The organism is Luteibacter sp. CQ10 (genome assembly GCF_040900725.1).
Classification (GTDB): Bacteria; Pseudomonadota; Gammaproteobacteria; order Xanthomonadales; family Rhodanobacteraceae; genus Luteibacter.
Map to the genome: position 1 here is coordinate 21,090 of NZ_JAEUYM010000003.1, position 16,256 is coordinate 37,345.

Annotated in this window: 16 protein-coding genes; 4 read left to right on the forward strand and 12 right to left on the reverse strand. The window is 67.5% G+C overall.

Annotation, left to right across the window (positions count from 1 at the left end; all coding sequences use genetic code 11):
• Positions 1-142: 142 nt before the first annotated feature.
• The 3 genes from tilS to JNG39_RS13040 form a co-directional block, all read right to left on the reverse strand.
• Positions 143-1,429 carry a tRNA lysidine(34) synthetase TilS gene (gene tilS, locus JNG39_RS13030; protein ID WP_368311959.1) on the reverse strand — a complete coding sequence of 429 codons (1,287 nt, stop codon included), beginning with the start codon at positions 1,427-1,429 and terminating at the stop codon, positions 143-145.
• Positions 1,426-2,169 (reverse strand): NYN domain-containing protein, encoded by a 744-nt coding sequence (locus JNG39_RS13035; RefSeq protein ID WP_144909524.1) that lies wholly within the window; start codon positions 2,167-2,169, stop codon positions 1,426-1,428. The genes tilS and JNG39_RS13035 overlap by 4 nt, the downstream gene beginning before the upstream one ends.
• Before the next feature lie 88 nt (positions 2,170-2,257).
• Positions 2,258-3,214 carry an acetyl-CoA carboxylase carboxyltransferase subunit alpha gene (locus JNG39_RS13040; RefSeq protein WP_368311961.1) on the reverse strand — a complete coding sequence of 319 codons (957 nt, stop codon included), beginning with the start codon at positions 3,212-3,214 and terminating at the stop codon, positions 2,258-2,260.
• 224 nt (positions 3,215-3,438) lie between these two features.
• Between JNG39_RS13040 and JNG39_RS13045 the strand changes: the two genes are divergently transcribed.
• Together JNG39_RS13045 and JNG39_RS13050 are read left to right on the forward strand one after the other, a co-directional pair.
• Positions 3,439-4,140, forward strand: a complete 702-nt coding sequence (locus tag JNG39_RS13045; RefSeq protein ID WP_368311962.1) for a hypothetical protein — start codon at positions 3,439-3,441, stop codon at positions 4,138-4,140.
• Positions 4,141-4,157: 17 nt separating this feature from the next.
• A complete protein-coding gene (locus JNG39_RS13050; RefSeq protein WP_368311964.1) occupies positions 4,158-4,856 on the forward strand; it encodes a hypothetical protein in 699 nt (232 codons plus the stop codon).
• Positions 4,857-4,863: 7 nt separating this feature from the next.
• Here JNG39_RS13050 and dnaE read toward each other — a convergent pair whose 3' ends face one another.
• The 8 genes from dnaE to JNG39_RS13090 all read right to left on the reverse strand — a co-directional run bounded on the left by dnaE (position 4,864) and on the right by JNG39_RS13090 (position 12,839).
• Positions 4,864-8,406 (reverse strand): DNA polymerase III subunit alpha, encoded by a 3,543-nt coding sequence (dnaE, locus tag JNG39_RS13055; protein ID WP_368311966.1) that lies wholly within the window; start codon positions 8,404-8,406, stop codon positions 4,864-4,866.
• Positions 8,407-8,568: 162 nt separating this feature from the next.
• The gene (locus JNG39_RS13060; protein ID WP_368311967.1) at positions 8,569-9,138 is read right to left on the reverse strand and encodes an NUDIX hydrolase; all 570 of its coding nucleotides are present in this window, start codon (positions 9,136-9,138) and stop codon (positions 8,569-8,571) included.
• 155 nt (positions 9,139-9,293) lie between these two features.
• Positions 9,294-10,184, reverse strand: coding sequence for a 5'-3' exonuclease H3TH domain-containing protein (locus JNG39_RS13065; protein WP_368311969.1), 891 nt, complete (start codon positions 10,182-10,184; stop codon positions 9,294-9,296).
• Positions 10,181-10,753, reverse strand: a complete 573-nt coding sequence (locus JNG39_RS13070) for a nitroreductase (RefSeq protein ID WP_368311972.1) — start codon at positions 10,751-10,753, stop codon at positions 10,181-10,183. Before JNG39_RS13070 ends, JNG39_RS13065 begins: the two co-directional genes overlap by 4 nt.
• A gap of 21 nt (positions 10,754-10,774) precedes the next feature.
• Positions 10,775-11,311 carry a DUF3106 domain-containing protein gene (locus JNG39_RS13075; RefSeq protein WP_368311974.1) on the reverse strand — a complete coding sequence of 179 codons (537 nt, stop codon included), beginning with the start codon at positions 11,309-11,311 and terminating at the stop codon, positions 10,775-10,777.
• A gap of 5 nt (positions 11,312-11,316) precedes the next feature.
• Positions 11,317-11,691: a hypothetical protein gene (locus JNG39_RS13080; RefSeq protein WP_368311976.1), complete on the reverse strand. Its 375-nt coding sequence runs from the start codon at positions 11,689-11,691 to the stop codon at positions 11,317-11,319.
• Positions 11,688-12,311, reverse strand: a complete 624-nt coding sequence (locus tag JNG39_RS13085; RefSeq protein ID WP_368311977.1) for an RNA polymerase sigma factor — start codon at positions 12,309-12,311, stop codon at positions 11,688-11,690. The genes JNG39_RS13080 and JNG39_RS13085 overlap by 4 nt, the downstream gene beginning before the upstream one ends.
• Before the next feature lie 84 nt (positions 12,312-12,395).
• Positions 12,396-12,839 carry a hypothetical protein gene (locus JNG39_RS13090; protein ID WP_368311979.1) on the reverse strand — a complete coding sequence of 148 codons (444 nt, stop codon included), beginning with the start codon at positions 12,837-12,839 and terminating at the stop codon, positions 12,396-12,398.
• A 158-nt stretch (positions 12,840-12,997) separates the two neighbouring features.
• On the opposite strand from JNG39_RS13090, the gene sufT reads away from it, so the two are divergent.
• Positions 12,998-13,555 carry a putative Fe-S cluster assembly protein SufT gene (sufT, locus tag JNG39_RS13095; RefSeq protein ID WP_247369155.1) on the forward strand — a complete coding sequence of 186 codons (558 nt, stop codon included), beginning with the start codon at positions 12,998-13,000 and terminating at the stop codon, positions 13,553-13,555.
• 144 nt (positions 13,556-13,699) lie between these two features.
• On the opposite strand, the gene JNG39_RS13100 is transcribed toward sufT, so the two are convergent.
• The gene (locus JNG39_RS13100) at positions 13,700-14,137 is read right to left on the reverse strand and encodes a DUF4279 domain-containing protein (protein WP_368311981.1); all 438 of its coding nucleotides are present in this window, start codon (positions 14,135-14,137) and stop codon (positions 13,700-13,702) included.
• A gap of 253 nt (positions 14,138-14,390) precedes the next feature.
• On the opposite strand from JNG39_RS13100, the gene JNG39_RS13105 reads away from it, so the two are divergent.
• A complete protein-coding gene (locus tag JNG39_RS13105) occupies positions 14,391-16,211 on the forward strand; it encodes a M4 family metallopeptidase (RefSeq protein WP_368311983.1) in 1,821 nt (606 codons plus the stop codon).
• Positions 16,212-16,256: the final 45 nt, after the last annotated feature.

Here is a 16,256-nt window from a genome sequence, read left to right on the forward strand (position 1 = left end):
CGGTAGCAAGGCTGCGGGAATCGGCCTGGCGACAGCTCCCGCCCCTTCGGTGGCGAAGTGGCGGGAATCCGCCTACCGAAGGGGTGGGAGCCGATCGCATCGGCGAAGGATTCGCGACACGCTGGCTAGCTCGGTGAGAGGCCTAGCGCGTCCAACGAAGCCACCCCCCGACCGCCTCGAACATCCCCACGGCCTCCTCGCTCAGCCACCGATCGCCGACGGCCAGGATCCGGCCGTCTTCGCCAGTCACGATGGGCACGCGCGGTCGCTCCCACGGCGGCACGCCGCCCCGCTGGAACAGGTCGCGCAGTTCGCGCGTATGGCGGTCGCCCGCGGGTCGAAGCGTCTCGCCACCCCGGCGATAGCGCACCACGAGCGGATGGCCCAGGCGGGCTTCCCCCAGCGACAGGGTTCCTCCCCCCGGCAAGTCGATCGGCTCGCCGTGCCAGCGGATGTCACCGTCCCCCGCGAACGGCGACAGCCGGGCCAGAGCCCAGAGCCGCCCTCGCCACAGGCGCACCTCGGTATCGAGCCAGCCCATTTGCGGAAGCCGGTCGGCGCCGGCTTCACGCACCTGCCTCTCAAGCGCATCGCGCTGGGCGCCGGTGGGTGCCTGCAGGCCGGCATCGTGCAGCCATTGGTCGAGCACCGGCCAGCGCAGCGCCTCGGGAAGCGACAGCCAGCCGGTGGCGTCGAGGCTGCCGTCGCGTGCTTTCAGCTCGGCGAGCGCGGGCGTCCAGGCCTCGCGCAGCGTATCCGCGGCCTCGCGGCACAGCCGTGCGCTGTGCACGATGCTTCGCGACGCCTGCGGCCAGAGTTCGGCCAGTGCGGGCATCACGCTGGCGCGCAGGAACGCCCGCGCCACGCGCGGATCGTCGTTGGAGGGGTCGTGCACGGTATCGAGCGCGTGCCGCGCCACATGCGCGGCCAGCGCCTCGCGCGGCAGATCGAGCAGCGGGCGCCATTGCTCGCCTGCCCCCAGGGGGCGCCGTTCGCGCATGCCGCCGAGGCCTTCCGGCCCGGCACCGCGCAGCAGCTTGAGCAGGACGGTCTCCACCTGGTCGTCGCGGTGGTGGGCCAGCACCAGGCGTTCGCCCGGCCTGAGCTGGGCCACGAACGCGGCCCGCCGGGCACGGCGCGCGGCAGCCTCCATGCCTTCGCCGCGACTGAGGTCGACACTGACGCGCACCACCTCGAGCGGCACGTCGAGCGATTCGCAGAAGCGGCGGCAATGCATCGCCCACAAACCGCTTTCGGCATGGAGGCCGTGATCCACGTGTACGGCACGCAGCGACGGGCGGCGCGGCAGCGTGGCGAGGGCATGGAGCAGGGCGGTGGAATCCGGGCCGCCGCTGTACGCCACCACGAGAGGGGCGTCGGTCTCGCCGTCGAAGGCGGCGAGGAGGTGTTCGGACAACGTGCGGCTCATTTGCCCTTGCCGCGCAGGCTCACGTACATGTGTTTCGCGTTGCCGAACTGGCGTTCTTCGATATCGAACAGACCAATGCCCTGGATGAGGCCGCTGAGCTTGGGATAACCGTAGTTGCGTGAATCGAAATCCGGGGAGCGCTTGCTGAGGATGCTGCCCACGCCGCCCAGTGCTGCCCAGCCATGCTCGTCCGACGCGGCCCGGATGGCGTTGCGCAGGAGGTTGACCAGACGCGTGTCGCCGCGCAATTCGTTGGCCGAACGGGGGGCGGGTGCGACCTCGTCCTCGTCGGCCTCGGTGCCCACGAGCACCTCGGTGTAGATGAACTTGTCGCAGGCAGACACGAAGGCTTTCGGCGTCTTCGTTTCGCCGAAGCCATAAACCATGAGCCCCGCTTCGCGGATGCGTGATGCGAGCCGGGTGAAGTCGCTGTCGCTGGAGACGATGCAGAAGCCGTCGAACCGCTCCGAATAGAGCAGGTCCATGGCATCGATGATCATCGCCGAGTCGGTGGCGTTCTTGCCCGAGGTATAGGCGAACTGCTGCATCGGCTGGATGGAATGATCGAGCAGCGCACTCTTCCAGCCGTTGAGGTTGGGAGCCGTCCAGTCGCCGTAGATGCGCTTGACGTGCGCCGTGCCGTACTTGGCCACCTCGGCGAGCAGTCCATCCACGATGGCCGGTCGCGCGTTATCGGCATCGATCAGCACGGCGAGCTTGTCGGTGACGTCGTTGGCCATGGCGCACTCCACCCTTGGGAATGCGTCGATGGTACCCGAGCATGGTCGACGCGATGGAGCGTCAATCCGTGGCCGACCTCATGGGTGGTTACTCGGTGAACGCCCCGTATCCGCGCAGGCGGTGGTAGCGGTTTTCGAGCAGGGTGTCGATGGGCTGGGTCTCCAGCGCGTCGAGCTGGTTGAGCAGCACGGCCTTCAGGCGTACGGCCATCGACTGCGGGTTGCGGTGGGCGCCGCCCAGCGGCTCGCGGACGATCTTGTCGATGAGGCCGTTCTCGAGCAGGCGCGTGGCCGTGAGGCCCATGACCTCGGCGGCGTCCTTCGCCTTGTCGGCGCTCTTCCACAGGATGGACGCGCAGCCCTCGGGCGTGATGACCGAATAGGTGGAGTACTGCAGCATGAGCGTGCGATCGCCCACGCCGATGGCCAGGGCGCCGCCCGAGCCGCCTTCGCCGGTGACGGTGCAGATCACCGGTACGCGCAGCTCGGCCATTTCGAGCAGGTTGCGCGCGATGGCCTCGGACTGGCCGCGCTCCTCGGCGTTGATGCCCGGCCAGGCGCCGGCGGTATCGATGAAGGTGAATACGGGAATGCCGAAGCGCTCGGCCGTCTTGAACAGGCGCAGCGCCTTGCGATACCCCTCGGGACGCGGCATGCCGAAGTTGCGCTTGACCTTCGACTTGGTATCACGGCCCTTCTGGTGGCCCACGATCATGATCGAACGGCCGTTGATGCGGGCGAGGCCACCCACGATGGCCTGGTCGTCGGCGAACATGCGATCGCCCTTGAGCTCGTGGAACTCCTCGCACATGCCCTGGATGTAGTCGAGCGTGTACGGGCGCGCCGGGTGGCGCGAGAGCTGGCTGATCTGCCACGGCGTGAGGTTGCGGAAGATCTCGGCGGTCTTCAGCTTGAGCTTTTCACGGAGGCGGCCCACTTCCTCGTCGATGTTGAACGCCTGCCCGCTGCTGGCATGGCGGAGTTCTTCGATCTTCGCTTCCAGTTCGGCAATGGGTTGTTCGAAATCGAGGAAGTTGGGATTCATGAATACGGAGCATCCGGACAAGACCGTTCATTATACCGGGGGAGCCCCGTCGTGGGTGTGCGCGGGCGTACGGATCGGCTCACTCTCGTAAGTATTTGAATTGGCAAGGTGTAGGCGGTTGCCTCGGCATGTGTAGGCGGCGCCCTTGTGCTTTCGCGAATCTGCTTGAATGCGGGTCGGCGGCAGTGGTGCCGCCCTTGTCATGGATCGAACGAGGACACCTCATGGATATGAAACTGCACGCCGCGGCCATCCTGGCCGTTTGCCTCGGCCTCGCCCACGCGCCCGCGGCCCTCGCCACCTCGGTACCCGGTCATGCGGCGCTGGACGCGCTCCCCGATTGCGCCGATGTCTCCTTGCGCGAGCGCTGCCGCCTCGACCTGCCCAACGGCGACTTCAGCGGCCCTGCGGGCGACGACTTCTACCATGGCACTTTCAGCTGGGGGCAACTGGTGCCCCGGACCCACCCGATGGGTGCCCACCTCAAGCCATGGACCTACCTTACGGAAGTCGACGGCGCGCACCTGGACAAGCCGGCGTTGTCGACGCAATTGCTCCTCAAGTCCCCACGCGATCGCGTGTTCCAGTGGATGAAGCTGACCCCGGGCCGTGACGCGGACACGGTGTTCACTATCCACGCCCACATCGGGTCGACCGGCGGCATGGCCAAGGCGGCCATTCACGTGGCGGTGCCCGAATACGGCGAAGACGGCATCCAGGCCACCGCGGAAAGCCAGTCCCGGTCTCTGGGCGTGCCGCGCCGCGAACTGGTGACTTCCCTCACGGTGCCGGCCGATTCGACGGCCGAACGCATCGGTTTTGCGATCGCCGCGTTGGGGGACAGCAGCGAGGTGGTAGTCGACGACGTCTTCGTCGTGCGCACGCCCGTGGGAGATGCACTGCCCGAACTGGTTCCGGCATGGTGACGCGAGGGCGAAGAACCATGAACGGAAAAACGATCGGCACGGCCATCGTCGCCTGCCTGGCCGCGTTCGCGCCGGTGTCCCCCGCGTCCGGATCGATAGCGGGTCATTCCTTGCTGCACGAGCTGCCTTCCTGCGCGAAGGTCGATCTCTACCGCACATGCCGGGTCGATCTTCCCAACGGCGATTTCAGCGGCGGCGACGGCGACGGCTATTACCACGGCACCTCCAGCTTCGCCGGTTTTTTCGGCGGCGTGCATTCCGTGCGCGCGCACCTGCAACCCTGGATATACGCCTCACGAGGTGTCGCCACGTATCTCGAACGGCCCGCGCAGGACCTGCGCCTCACGCTCTGGCGGCCGAGCGATCACGTGTATCAATGGATACCGCTGACCCCGGACCGCCCGCACGACTCGTACTTCGTCGTGCACGCCCATGTCGCTTCGACCGGCGGGCAGGCCCGGGTGGCCATCCAGCTGCGTCTTCCCGACGGATGGCCCGAACACGACGTGGTCGAGGAAGCGCAGACGACCACCGTCGATGGCCCTGGCGATGAACTCGTGGCGACATTGCGGGTACCTGCCGGTACCCGGGCCAGCCGCATCGGCGTCGCCATCCGGGCCGGGGCAGGCTCGGTTCCGGTGATCGTGGACGATGTGGTTCTCGTGCGCAGCGCGACCAGCCGGTTGCCCGTCGAGCTGTCGCGGGACGACGGCTGAGCCCGTCTCAGTCCGCCGGGCGTACGAGGCGCAGTTCGGTGCCGAGCACGCCCGGCAGGGTGCGAAGCGTGCGCACGAGATCGGGCAGGGCGCGTACGCGCCAGGCGTCGCCCAGTTCCATGCTGGCCTGGGCCACGGTGTTGCGGTAGCCGGACAGCATCAACGTGGTGCGGCCGCCGCGATAACCCATCAGCGCCTGCTTGAGGTGTTGCGGAAAATCGGGGCCCACGCCATTGAGGCGCAGCGTGAGCAGGCGGGTGAAGTGCTCCATCGCGTCGGACAGCGAATACGCCTTGCGCGCGCGCAATTGGTAGCCGCCGGCGAAGTCGTCGATGCGCAGGCCGCCTTCGATCACGATCATGTTGCCGCGGGTGAGCAGCGGCGCGGCCTCGGTGAACACCTCGCGGAAGAAGCTGGTCTCGAGCAGGCCCGTGGCGTCCTCGATCTGCACGAAGGCGTCGCTGTCGCCGCGCTTGCGCATGCCCACCACCATGCCGGCGACGGTCCAGGGCGTTTCGGGGCCGCGGCGGAAGCGGCTGCCTTCCTCGTCGTCGTTGCGACGCGGCTTCGGCGGCTGGTAACGCTGGGGAATCTCGCCGATGGGGCAACTCGACAGCTGTGCGAGCTCGGCCTGCCACGGATCGGTGGGATGGCCCGACAGGTAATGGCCGAGCGTATCGTGCTCACCCTGCAGCAACTGTTCGAGCGGCCACTCGGGCACCGAGCCCGACAGCTCGATGATGCTCGGCGCCTCGGCCGCGCCGAAGGCGTTGCCGAAGATGTCCACCTGGCCGGAAGCGCGGTTCTTGGCTTCCTGGTCGGCGGCGCGCATCGCTTCGGGAATGTGCATCAGCAGCGTGGCGCGGTTTTCGCCCAGCGCATCGAGTGCGCCGGACTGCACCAGGGCTTCCATCACGCGCTTGTTGAGCTTGTTGGAGCCGATGCGCTGGCAGAAATCGACCAGCCCGCGGAACGGGCCGCGGGCCTTGCGCTCGGCCGCGATTTCCTCGCAGATGCCCTGGCCCACGCCCTTGATGGCGCCCAGGCCGTAACGCACCACGCGCGGTTCCACGGCCTCGAACATCCATTCGGAGGCGTTGACGTCGGGCGGCAGCACCTTGATGCCGATGGCGCGCGTCTCGTCGAGGAAGGTGACCACCTTCTCGGTGTTGTCCATGTCCGAGGAGATGGTCGCGGCCATGAACTCGGCGGGGTAATGCGCCTTGAGCCAGGCGGTCTGGTAGGAGACCAGCGCATAGGCGGCGGCGTGCGACTTGTTGAAGCCGTAGCCGGCGAACTTCTCCATGAGGTCGAAGATGGCATCGGCCTTGTCGCCGTCGATGCCGTCCTTCGCGGCACCTTCGCGGAAGGTCGCGCGGTGCTTCACCATCTCCTCGGCTTTTTTCTTGCCCATGGCGCGGCGAAGCAGATCGGCGCCGCCGAGGGTGTAGCCACCCACGATCTGCGCCATCTGCATCACCTGCTCCTGGTAGACCATGATGCCGTAGGTCTCTTTCAGGATGGGCTCGACGCGCGGATCGGGGTATTCCACCGCTTCCTTGCCGTGCTTTCGCGCGCAGAAGCTGGGGATGAGGTCCATGGGGCCGGGGCGATACAACGCCACCAGCGCGATGATGTCCTCGAAGCGGTCGGCCTGGGCGTCCTTGAGCATGCCCTGCATGCCGCGCGATTCGAGCTGGAAGACGGCGACGGTCTGCGCCTTCTTGAGCAGGTCGTAGACCTTCGGATCGTCCAGCGGCAACGTGTCGATGTTCAGCGGCTCCACGCCTTCGACGGCGCGGCGCTTGTTGATCGCCTTCACCGCCCAGTCGATGATCGTGAGCGTGCGCAGGCCGAGGAAGTCGAACTTCACCAGGCCCACGGCTTCGACGTCGTCCTTGTCGTATTGCGTGACCACGCCTTCGCCGCTGGGTTCGCAGTAGAGCGGGGCGAAGTCGGTGAGCGGCGTGGGCGCGATCACCACGCCGCCGGCGTGCTTGCCGGCGTTGCGGGTGAGGCCTTCGAGGCTGAGCGCGAGGTCGATCAGCGTGCGCGATTCTTCCTCGTTTTCGTAGATGTCGCAGAATTCGCGGACGACGCGCTCGGGTTCCTTCTTCGCCTTTTCCGAACGGCCCAGCGCGCATGAGAGCGTGAGGTCGAGCGGGCGCGCGGGGATGAGCTTGGCGAGGCGGTCGACCTGGCCGTAACCCATGCCGAGCACGCGGCCGGAGTCGCGCAGCACCGCTTTCGCGGCCATCGAACCGTAGGTGATGATCTGGCTGACGTGGTCGCGCCCGTATTTGCGCGACACGTAGTCGATCACCTCGTCGCGGCGATCCATGCAGAAGTCGATGTCGAAGTCGGGCATCGACACGCGTTCGGGATTGAGGAATCGCTCGAAAAGCAGGTCGAACTTCAGCGGGTCGAGGTCGGTGATCTTGAGCACCCACGCCACCAGCGAGCCCGCGCCCGAACCGCGTCCCGGGCCCACCGGGATACCGTTCTGCTTACCCCAGTTGATGAAGTCGGCCACGATCAGGAAGTAGCCGGGGAAGCCCATGCGGATGATGACGTCGACCTCGCGGTCGAGGCGCGCCTGGTATTCCTCGCGGGTTTTGCCCGGTGCGAGCGGGTTGGTGGCGAGGCGTTCTTCCAGGCCGTTCTGCGCCTGCTCGCGGATGAAGGTGTCGAGGGTATGGCCTTCGGGCACGGGGAAGTTCGGCAGGTAATACGTGCCGAAGGTGAGTTCGAGGTTGCAGCGCCGGGCCAGTTCGACGGTGTTTTCCAGCGCCTCGGGGATGTCGGCGAACAGCTCGGCCATGTCCTCGGCCGACTTGAAGAACTGTTCCTCGCTGAAGTCGCGCGGACGCTTGGGATCGGCGAGCACGCGGCCCTGGTTGATGCAGGTGCGCGCTTCGTGCGATTCGAAACCCTCGCGCTCGAGGAAGCGCACGTCGTTGCTGGCGATGACGGGCAGTTCGTACTCGCCGGCCAGCGCCAGCGCGGCGCGGATCCAGTGTTCCTCGTTTTCGCGGTTCGTGCGCGTCAGTTCGAGGTAGAGGCGTTCGGGGAACAGGCGGCGCAGCGTGGCCAGCCGGGCGCCCGCGGCGACCACGCCGGCACCCAGCGCCACGCGGGCCACTTCGCTTTCGCGACCGGCGATGGCGATCAGGCCGTGCACGGTGTCCGGCGTCATCCAGGTGGCGTCCACCAGCGGCCGCCCGCTGCCCTGGCCTTCGCGCCACGCGCGCGACACCAGCCGGGAGAGGTTGAGGTAACCGTCGCGGTTCTGGCAGATCAGGGTGAGCCGCCAGGGGCGCGGATCGTCGGGGCTCGATACCCAGATGTCGCAGCCGCCGATGGGCTTGATGCCCGCCGCCGTGCATTGCTTGTAGAACTTCACCAGGCCGAACAGGTTGCTGTCGTCGGTGAGCGCCACCGCCGGCATGCCGGCACGCGAACACGCCGCGATCAATTGCTTGATGCGGATGGTGGAGTCGACCAGCGAGTATTCGCTGTGCAGGTGGAGATGGGCGAAGCGGACGGACATGCGGCGGTGCCTGGTTAGGCCATCGGAAAGGCTAACCGGCAGGGGGTGCCGGGGCAAGAATTGACAGGGGCGAAAAGCCGGTTCGACGTGCCGGATGCCCTGTGGACCGGGGCGCTGGGCTCCTGCTTTCGCAGGAGCCCAGGGCGAAGGGGCGGGTTCCCTTCAGCGCTCGTGCGCCTCCGGATGCTCGATGAACCACAGCCCCGCGAACAGCTTCGGATCGATCGAAAACCCCTCCGCGGCGCGGTCGAACAGCCAGCGACCGGCCTCGGCGCGAGGTACCTCGTGCACGATGATGTTTTCGGTCTCGTCGCCACCGCCGGCGCCCACCCTGCGCAGTCCCGTCGCACGGGCGAACGCGATCATCTCGGTGCTCATGCCGGCCGACGACGGGCCTTCGTGAACGAACCGGATGTCGTCGCAGGCGTAGCCCGTCTCCTCCTCCAGTTCGCGGCGGGCCGCCACCAGCACGTCCTCGTCCGCCGCATCGGCGAGGTCGCCGACGAGCCCGGCGGGCATCTCGATGGTGTTCTTCAGGATCGAGACGCGGTACTGCTCGACGAAAAGCACCTTGTCGTCCGGCGTGACCGCCAGGATGATCACCGCGCCGCCGGTGGTGTTGCGTTCCACGTATTCCCAGCGCCCGCGCTGCTTCAGGGTGAGCCACTTGCCCCGGTGCAGGGTCTGTTCGTCGAGGTGGACGTCGTCGGGGATGGTGGAGGCGTGGGGCATGGCGGGATTCCTTGTCGAGGCGCGAAAGTATCCTCCGAGGGTAGCTCGGCGATGTGACGGACGCCTACCCTGCCGTGGCGCCACCTGGATTCCCACCCCTCCGGTAGCAGCCTTCCTACCGAAGGGGTGGGAGCCGATCGTATCGGCGAACGGGATTACAGCAGTGCCCGAAGTCGCGACCGCGTCATCGGCCCGAAGCGGATGCGCTCGCACAGATCGTCCACCGTGGAGGCATGGCCCTGCCGACGGCTCAACGCATCGGCCGTTTCCGCCACGGCGATATCCAGCGCGATGCGCGTGAGGCGCCGGCACAGCAACGCCTGGTCGGCGTGTTCGCGCAGCTTCGCCGCGCAGGAGGCCGCGCCGCGGATGCGCAGGAAGGCCACCTCATCGATGCGCTCGAGGATGGCGTCGAGGCTGCCGAAATGGGCGAGCAGGGCGGCGGCGGTTTTCGCGCCGATCCCCGGCACGCCGGGGATGTTGTCGACCGCGTCGCCGCACAGGGCGAGGTAATCGGCCACCTGGTGCGGGTGCACGCCCATGCGTTCGAACACGCCGGACGGCCCCCAGCGCAGGTTCTTCGCGAAATCCCACTGCTCGTCGTGTTCGCCGATGAGCTGGCCGAAATCCTTGTCGGCCGACACGATCACGCCGCGGAAGCCATGACTGCGCAGTCCCCACAAGGCGCTGCCGATCAGGTCGTCGGCCTCGTAGCGGTGGTCGTTGAGTACGGTGAGGCCCAGTGCCGCGGATATCTCGCGGCATAGCGCGAACTGCCGCTCCAGCTGGGGCGGCGGCAGGTCACGGTTGGCCTTGTACGCAGGGTAGATCGCGTTGCGGAAGGACGTGGTGAGCGAGGCGTCGAAGGCCACCGCGATGTGCTCGGCGCGGCTGCGCTCGAGCAGCTCGCAGAGAAACCGGGTAAACCCGTGCACCGCGTTGACCGGATGCCCGTCGTGGTCATGGAATTCGTCGGGCATCGAATGCCACGCGCGAAACACGTAAAGGCTGCCGTCCACGAGGTGGACGGTGTCGGCCCCGCTCACGGCGCCCATACGCTCACGATGTCGTCGTACGACGGCCGTTCGCGTTCGGGCGCTTCCATGGTGGGCGTGCCCACGTGCAGGAAGCCGACGATATGCTCGCTCTTCTTCATGTCGAGCAGCTTCGCCACCTGGCGATCGTAGGCGGCCCAGCCGGTGAGCCACTGCGCGCCGAAGCCGAGCGCCTGGGCGCCGAGCAACAGGTTGTACGCCACGCAGCCGGCGGTGACGGTCTGCTCGATCTCGGGGACCTTGCTGTCGCCGTCGATCTTCGCCGAGACGACCAGCACCAGCGGCGCGTGTTCGTAGCGATTGCGCTCTTTGTCGCGCTTGGCATCGGACAGGTCGGGGTTGGCCTCCACCGCGAGCTTCGCCAGCTTGCGGCCGAACTCGCGCTTGGCGTCGCCGCGCAAGACGCGGATACGGAACGGTTCGAGCTTGCCGTGGTCGGGCACGCGGATGGCCGCCTCGATGAGGCGGCGCAACGTGGCGTCGTCGGGACCGGGTTCGCCGAGCTGGCGCGAAGGCACCGAGCGGCGATTATTGAGGATGTCGAGGGGGGATGGGCTCATCCGCCCATCTTACTCCCGGTGTCAATGCCCCGGCGGCGGCGGGGGAGGGACGGCGTCGTTCGGCCCCAGGTTGTCGACCCACTGGCGGTGCTGCTCGGGCGTCTGGTCGCGCCACTTGTCCATCAGCGCCCGGCGCTGCTCGGGAGGCAGGTTGCGGAAGCGCTCGAAGGCGTCATGCAGCTTGTCGCGCTGTTCGGGGCTGAGGTCCTGGAATTTCTGCCGGTTGGCACGCGCCTGCGCGCGCTCCTCGGGCGTCATGTGCTGCCAGCGCTCGATACGTTCGCGGATCTGTGCCCGGCGCTCGGGAGGCAGGCCACGCCAGCGCTGGGCTTTTTCCAGCATGCGCGACTGGCGGGCGGCGGGAAAGGTGTCCCAGTCGGATGCCAGGGGGGCGAGGATGTCCTGCTCGTCGGGCGTGAGCTGCTTCCACGGACGCGGCGGGGGCAGGGGGCCCTCCTCGCCGGCGGGTGGAGGCGGCGCGCGATGATCCTGCGCGGTCGCGGCCAGCGGCATCGCGAGGGCGAGCATCAGGGCGAAGACGGCACGGTGGCGGCGCATGCGGATCATTCCCGGGAAGAGGGCTTCGTGTCGTTGTAGGCCAGCCAGCTGTAGAACTGGAGGTCCTGGTAGAGCGCCGGGTCGGCGCTGTCGGCATCCGGCGGGAGGTCGTTGGGTTCGGTGTCCACCACGTGCTCGCCGAAGGCGGTCGGCGTGGACGGGGAGCCGCCAGGCTGCCAGACCATGAGCGTGGCCAGGGCGATCATCGCGAAGGCACCGGCGGGAATCGCCAGGCGGCGCACGAGGGAGTCGCGCGGGGATGCCAGCGCGGTACGCCGTGCGGCGCGCAGGCGGCCGGCGGTGACCGGATCCACGTCGCGGCTGGCGCGCACGTAGAGCTCCCGTGCGCGACGCTCGATGTGTCGATCGTTCTGGCTCATCGCCATGCCTCCAGTTGGTCGCGCAGCGCATGCATCGCGCGCGAAAGGTGGGTTTTCACGCTACCGTCGGAACAGCCCATCGCGGCGGCGGTCTCGGCGACGTCGAGGCCTTCCATCATGCGAAGGGTGAAGGCCTCGCGCTGCCGCCTCGGCAGCCGGCGAAGCGCCTCGACGATATCGCCGTAGGCCTGCGAATCCTGCAGGCGGGCCGAGGGGTCGGGCGCGTCGTCGGCGGGATCCCAGCTGGGCAGTTCGTCACCGTCGTCGTCGCGACCGCCGCCGATCCAGCCCACCACGATCGAGCGCACCTTGCGGCGGCGCTGCAGGTCGACGATGCGGCGACGCAGGATGCCCCAGAACAGCGGCGTCCACTCGGCTGCCGGCTTGCCGCCGTAGTGCCGCACCAAGCGCAGCATGGCGTCCTGCACGGCGTCGAGCGCGTCCTCACGGTTGCCCAGGTGGATTTCGGCCATGCGCCAGGCGCGCCGCTCGATGGCCGCCAGAAAGGCGTCCATGTTCGCCGGAACGTCCCGCGCATCGTCCAGCGAGGCGGTGTCGAGCGCGAGCGAGCCGCTCACGGCATCCTCCGCTTCGTCGTTCTTGCCATCCTCGTGCTCCATACGACCTTCGGTTCACTCCGCTAAACGCGATCGACGGGTCCCGGTTGACGGGATTTCTTGCGGGGATGGTGTGGTTTTCGGCATTTATGAACGATGAAGCCCGCGGCCGACGGGCAGCGCCGTCATCGCGGCGAGCAGCGCGCCCGCGATGTAGAGGGCGATGTCGCTGGGTCCCTGGGCCAGGCGGGCCAGTTCCAGCAGCATGTCGGTGCCGGCGTCGACCAGCGCCTGGGCGAAGCCGATGCTCATCGCGCCCGACAGCATGGCGCCCACCGTCAGGCAGGCGGCGTAGATCGCCGCCACCAGCGTCGCCAGGGCGGCCAGTGCGGCACCGGTCCAGCCGTCGTAGCGAAGCCAGCGGCGCACCGTGATGCCCAGCAGCCAGCCGATCGGAAGGGCCAGGGCGGGTATCGAGCGGCCGGTGAACAGGGTGGGCAACACCCAGAAGGCGCCCGCCGCGAGACCGAACATCGCGGAAGACAGGAGGCCGAACAGGAGGTTCAGGAGACGGCGAAGGCGCTCGGGCATGAATGGGGCAGGCAACGACGCAAAGCACCCATCATAGACCCTGGCGCCCTTGAGGCGTGGCCCTGGTGCCCCGACCTTGGGAAAATACTTAACCGCGCGCGGCCGCGGGCGCATAATCGACGACTTTGCGGCCGCGGGCGGCCATCCACAGGATATCCATGAGCGGCTTCAGCCTCAGCAGCGAACCCTTCACCCTCGAGCGCGACTGCCAGGCGGTCATGGTGCCGCAGGGCGAGACGGTGACGCTCCCGGCCGGGCAGATCGGCTACATCACCCAGGCCCTCGGCGGCAGCTTCACGGTGTATGTGGAGGGCAACCTGTTCCGCATCGCCGGCAACGATGCCGACGCGCTGGGCAAGGAGCCGCCCCGGCCCATCGAGTTGCCGGAAAACGCGTCGGACGACGACGTGGAGAAGCTGGTCTGGCAGCAGCTGCGCACCTGCTTCGATCCGGAGATTCCCATCAACGTGGTGGAGCTGGGCCTGGTCTACGACGTGAGCCTGGAATCCGGTGAGGAAGGGGGCCGCAAGGCCTACGTCAAGATGACGCTGACCGCCCCGGGCTGCGGGATGGGCGACATCCTCGTCGACGACGTGCGCACCAAGCTGGAGATGATTCCGACGGTCATGGAAGCCGACGTCGACCTCGTGTTCGATCCGCCGTGGAACCATTCGATGATGTCGGACGCGGCGAAGCTCGAGACGGGGATGCTCTGACGCGATCCCCTGTCTCATCGCCGTGGGTTCCTGCGTACGCGGCAACCCAGGGCTACGAGATGGCCGGTTGCGTCGAAAGCAACCTCACGTCGTTCCTGCGCACGAAGGAATCCAGCGCCTAGACGCTCAGGCAGGCGAACGCGCTTATTCGAAAACCACGCTCACCGCCGCCCCATACGAAGCGATCGCTCCGATCGTCGCCGGCGTGCAGTGCAACACTGGCGGGTGCCCCGCCGTCATGCTCACCTCGATGCACACGCGCGCATCCAGCTCCATCGAGCGGATGGCGTGGACGATCTCCTCGCGCTTCGGCGCCAATGCCAGGAGCAATTCGGAAAGCGCCGTATCGGCCGAATAGCTCGGGGCGTCCGGCAACGTCAGGCTCCAGCCGTGCATGCGCCGTTGCTGGCCGCGGGAGGCGTCGGGATCGCCCTTCTGCCAGCTCAATGCGCCGTCGATGGCCAGTTCGTCCCGAAGGCCGTCGAGCAGGTGCCGTTCGGAGGTGAGCCGGAACGATGCCCGCACGCGCGGAGCGTGCAGGTCGATGCTCGCGTCGATGTCGTGGACCGCAGCGTCGGTCATGAAGTTACGCCCCCTTTCGGCAAGTCGATCCCCCGATTTTCGTGCGTAGCATCGCCTTTTTCGGCGATCTAGGGAAATCCCTAGGTAGTGCGTCGCGAAGACTTGCGCTAGGTTCGCCATGACTCGCGGCGGGGAGGCCGCGGGTCGATCGAACACTACGGGCATCGCGCTCCGGCGCGACTTCATAACGATAAGGAATGTGGTCGTCACGACTGCAATGGCGTCGTGCGGCTCGTTCCCGGGAGAGAACGTCATGGCAAGTCATCTTCGCTTGAAACTCCTCGTCGCATCCCTGGCCATCGCGGCCACCTCGGTCGCCTCGGCCGCCACCCAGCAGGCGCTGCGTTCGCAGAGCCTGGGCAGTGCGCCGGTGTCGCAGCTGAGCGCGCGGCTCGGCCTGTCGGCCGATAACGGCTTCGTCGCGACGGCGTCGGCCCCCACGGTCCGTGGCACCACCACGGTGCGCATGCAGCAGACCTTCAAGGGCGTGCCCGTCTTCGGTCACACCGTCGCCGTGGAACAGGATGCGCAGGGCAATGCCCTCGTCGCCAACGGCGTGGTCTCGGCCGACCTGCAGGTGGACATCGCCTCGGTCACGCCGCGCTTCGGACAGGACCAGGCGCTGGCCTTGCTCACCAAGCAGTCGAGTTCATTCGTGAAGGGCCTGGTGAAGCCGGAAAACGCCAAGGCGGAACTCTACGTCTACCCGCAGGACGGCGCGCCGGCACGCCTGGTGTACCTGACCTCGTTCTTCTCCGGCGGCGATCATCCGACCCGGCCGACGGCGATCATCGATGCCAACACCGGCGAAATCGTCGACCAGTGGGACGGCCTCGCCTACGCGAGCGCGACCGGCCCGGGCGGTAACCAGAAGGTCGGGCAGTACACCTGGGGCGCGAACAGCCTGCCATACCTGGACGTCACCAAGTCGGGCAGCAGCTGCACGATGCAGAACACCTACGTGCGTACCTACAACATGAACCACGCCACGTCGGGCAGCGGCACGCTGTGGACGTTCTCGTGCCCGAACAGTAGCGCCCCCGTGGGCAACTCCAGCGGCGACGCGGTCAACGGCGCCTATGGCCCCATCAACGACGCCCACCACTTCGGTGGCGTGGTGCACGACATGTACGTGGCCTACACGGGCGCGGCGCCGCTGAACCAGGTGCTGCTCATGAAGGTGCACTACGGCAACAACTACGAGAACGCCTTCTGGGACGGCACCTCGATGACCTTCGGCGACGGCGCGACCACCTTCTACCCGCTGGTGGCGCTGGACGTGACCTCGCACGAAATCAGCCACGGCTACACCGAGCAGCACTCGAACCTCACCTACAGCGGCCAGTCGGGCGGCATGAACGAGGCCTATTCGGACATCGCCGGTGAAGCGGCCGAGTATTACGACCGGGGCAGCAACGACTTCCTCGTCGGCCCGGAAATCTTCAAGGGCAACGGCGCGCTGCGCTACATGCAGACGCCCTCGCAGGACGGCGCGTCGATCGACAACGCGAGCCAGTACTACAACGGCCTGGACGTGCATTATTCCTCGGGCGTGTATAACCGGGCGTTCTACCTGCTGGCGCACAAATCGGGCTGGAACACGCAGAAGGCGTTCCAGGCGTTCGCCCGCGCCAATGCGCTTTACTGGCAGGCCAACTCCACGTTCAACAGCGGCTCGTGCGGCGTCGCCACGGCGGCCACCGACCTCGGCTTCAGCTCGGCGGATGTCGTCTCCGCGTTCAGCACGGTCGGCGTGAGCTGCTCGGGCGGTGGTGGCGGCACGGTGCTGTTGAACAAGACCGGGTTGTCCGGCGCGAGCGGCAGCGTGCAGAACTTCACCCTCTCGGCCGCGGCGAACAAGACGCTCACCGTGACGATGAGCGGCGGCACCGGCGATGCCGACCTCTACGTGCGCAAGGGCTCCGCCCCGACCACGACGGCCTACGACTGCCGTCCGTACCTCACCGGCAACAACGAGACGTGCACCATCAACGTCACGACCGCCGGCACGTACTACGTGCAGGTGCGCGGTTACTCGTCGTACTCGGGCGTCAGCGTGAAAGCCACGCAGTAAGCATCGCCGATACGATCGGCTCCCCGCCCTCCGGTAGCGTGGCTA

Excerpts from the sequence above, each read along its gene's own strand:
- JNG39_RS13080 (WP_368311976.1), bottom strand. The coding sequence starts at position 11,691 with ATGAGCCAGAACGATCGACACATCGAGCGTCGCGCACGGGAGCTCTAC.
- JNG39_RS13060 (WP_368311967.1), bottom strand. The coding sequence starts at position 9,138 with ATGCCCCACGCCTCCACCATCCCCGACGACGTCCACCTCGACGAACAG.
- JNG39_RS13085 (WP_368311977.1), bottom strand. The coding sequence starts at position 12,311 with ATGGAGCACGAGGATGGCAAGAACGACGAAGCGGAGGATGCCGTGAGC.
- JNG39_RS13075 (WP_368311974.1), bottom strand. The coding sequence starts at position 11,311 with ATGCGCCGCCACCGTGCCGTCTTCGCCCTGATGCTCGCCCTCGCGATG.
- JNG39_RS13040 (WP_368311961.1), bottom strand. The coding sequence starts at position 3,214 with ATGAATCCCAACTTCCTCGATTTCGAACAACCCATTGCCGAACTGGAA.
- JNG39_RS13090 (WP_368311979.1), bottom strand. The coding sequence starts at position 12,839 with ATGCCCGAGCGCCTTCGCCGTCTCCTGAACCTCCTGTTCGGCCTCCTG.
- JNG39_RS13050 (WP_368311964.1), top strand. The coding sequence starts at position 4,158 with ATGAACGGAAAAACGATCGGCACGGCCATCGTCGCCTGCCTGGCCGCG.
- JNG39_RS13100 (WP_368311981.1), bottom strand. The coding sequence starts at position 14,137 with ATGACCGACGCTGCGGTCCACGACATCGACGCGAGCATCGACCTGCAC.
- tilS (WP_368311959.1), bottom strand. The coding sequence starts at position 1,429 with ATGAGCCGCACGTTGTCCGAACACCTCCTCGCCGCCTTCGACGGCGAG.
- dnaE (WP_368311966.1), bottom strand. The coding sequence starts at position 8,406 with ATGTCCGTCCGCTTCGCCCATCTCCACCTGCACAGCGAATACTCGCTG.
- sufT (WP_247369155.1), top strand. The coding sequence starts at position 12,998 with ATGAGCGGCTTCAGCCTCAGCAGCGAACCCTTCACCCTCGAGCGCGAC.
- JNG39_RS13105 (WP_368311983.1), top strand. The coding sequence starts at position 14,391 with ATGGCAAGTCATCTTCGCTTGAAACTCCTCGTCGCATCCCTGGCCATC.
- JNG39_RS13035 (WP_144909524.1), bottom strand. The coding sequence starts at position 2,169 with ATGGCCAACGACGTCACCGACAAGCTCGCCGTGCTGATCGATGCCGAT.
- JNG39_RS13045 (WP_368311962.1), top strand. The coding sequence starts at position 3,439 with ATGGATATGAAACTGCACGCCGCGGCCATCCTGGCCGTTTGCCTCGGC.
- JNG39_RS13070 (WP_368311972.1), bottom strand. The coding sequence starts at position 10,753 with ATGAGCCCATCCCCCCTCGACATCCTCAATAATCGCCGCTCGGTGCCT.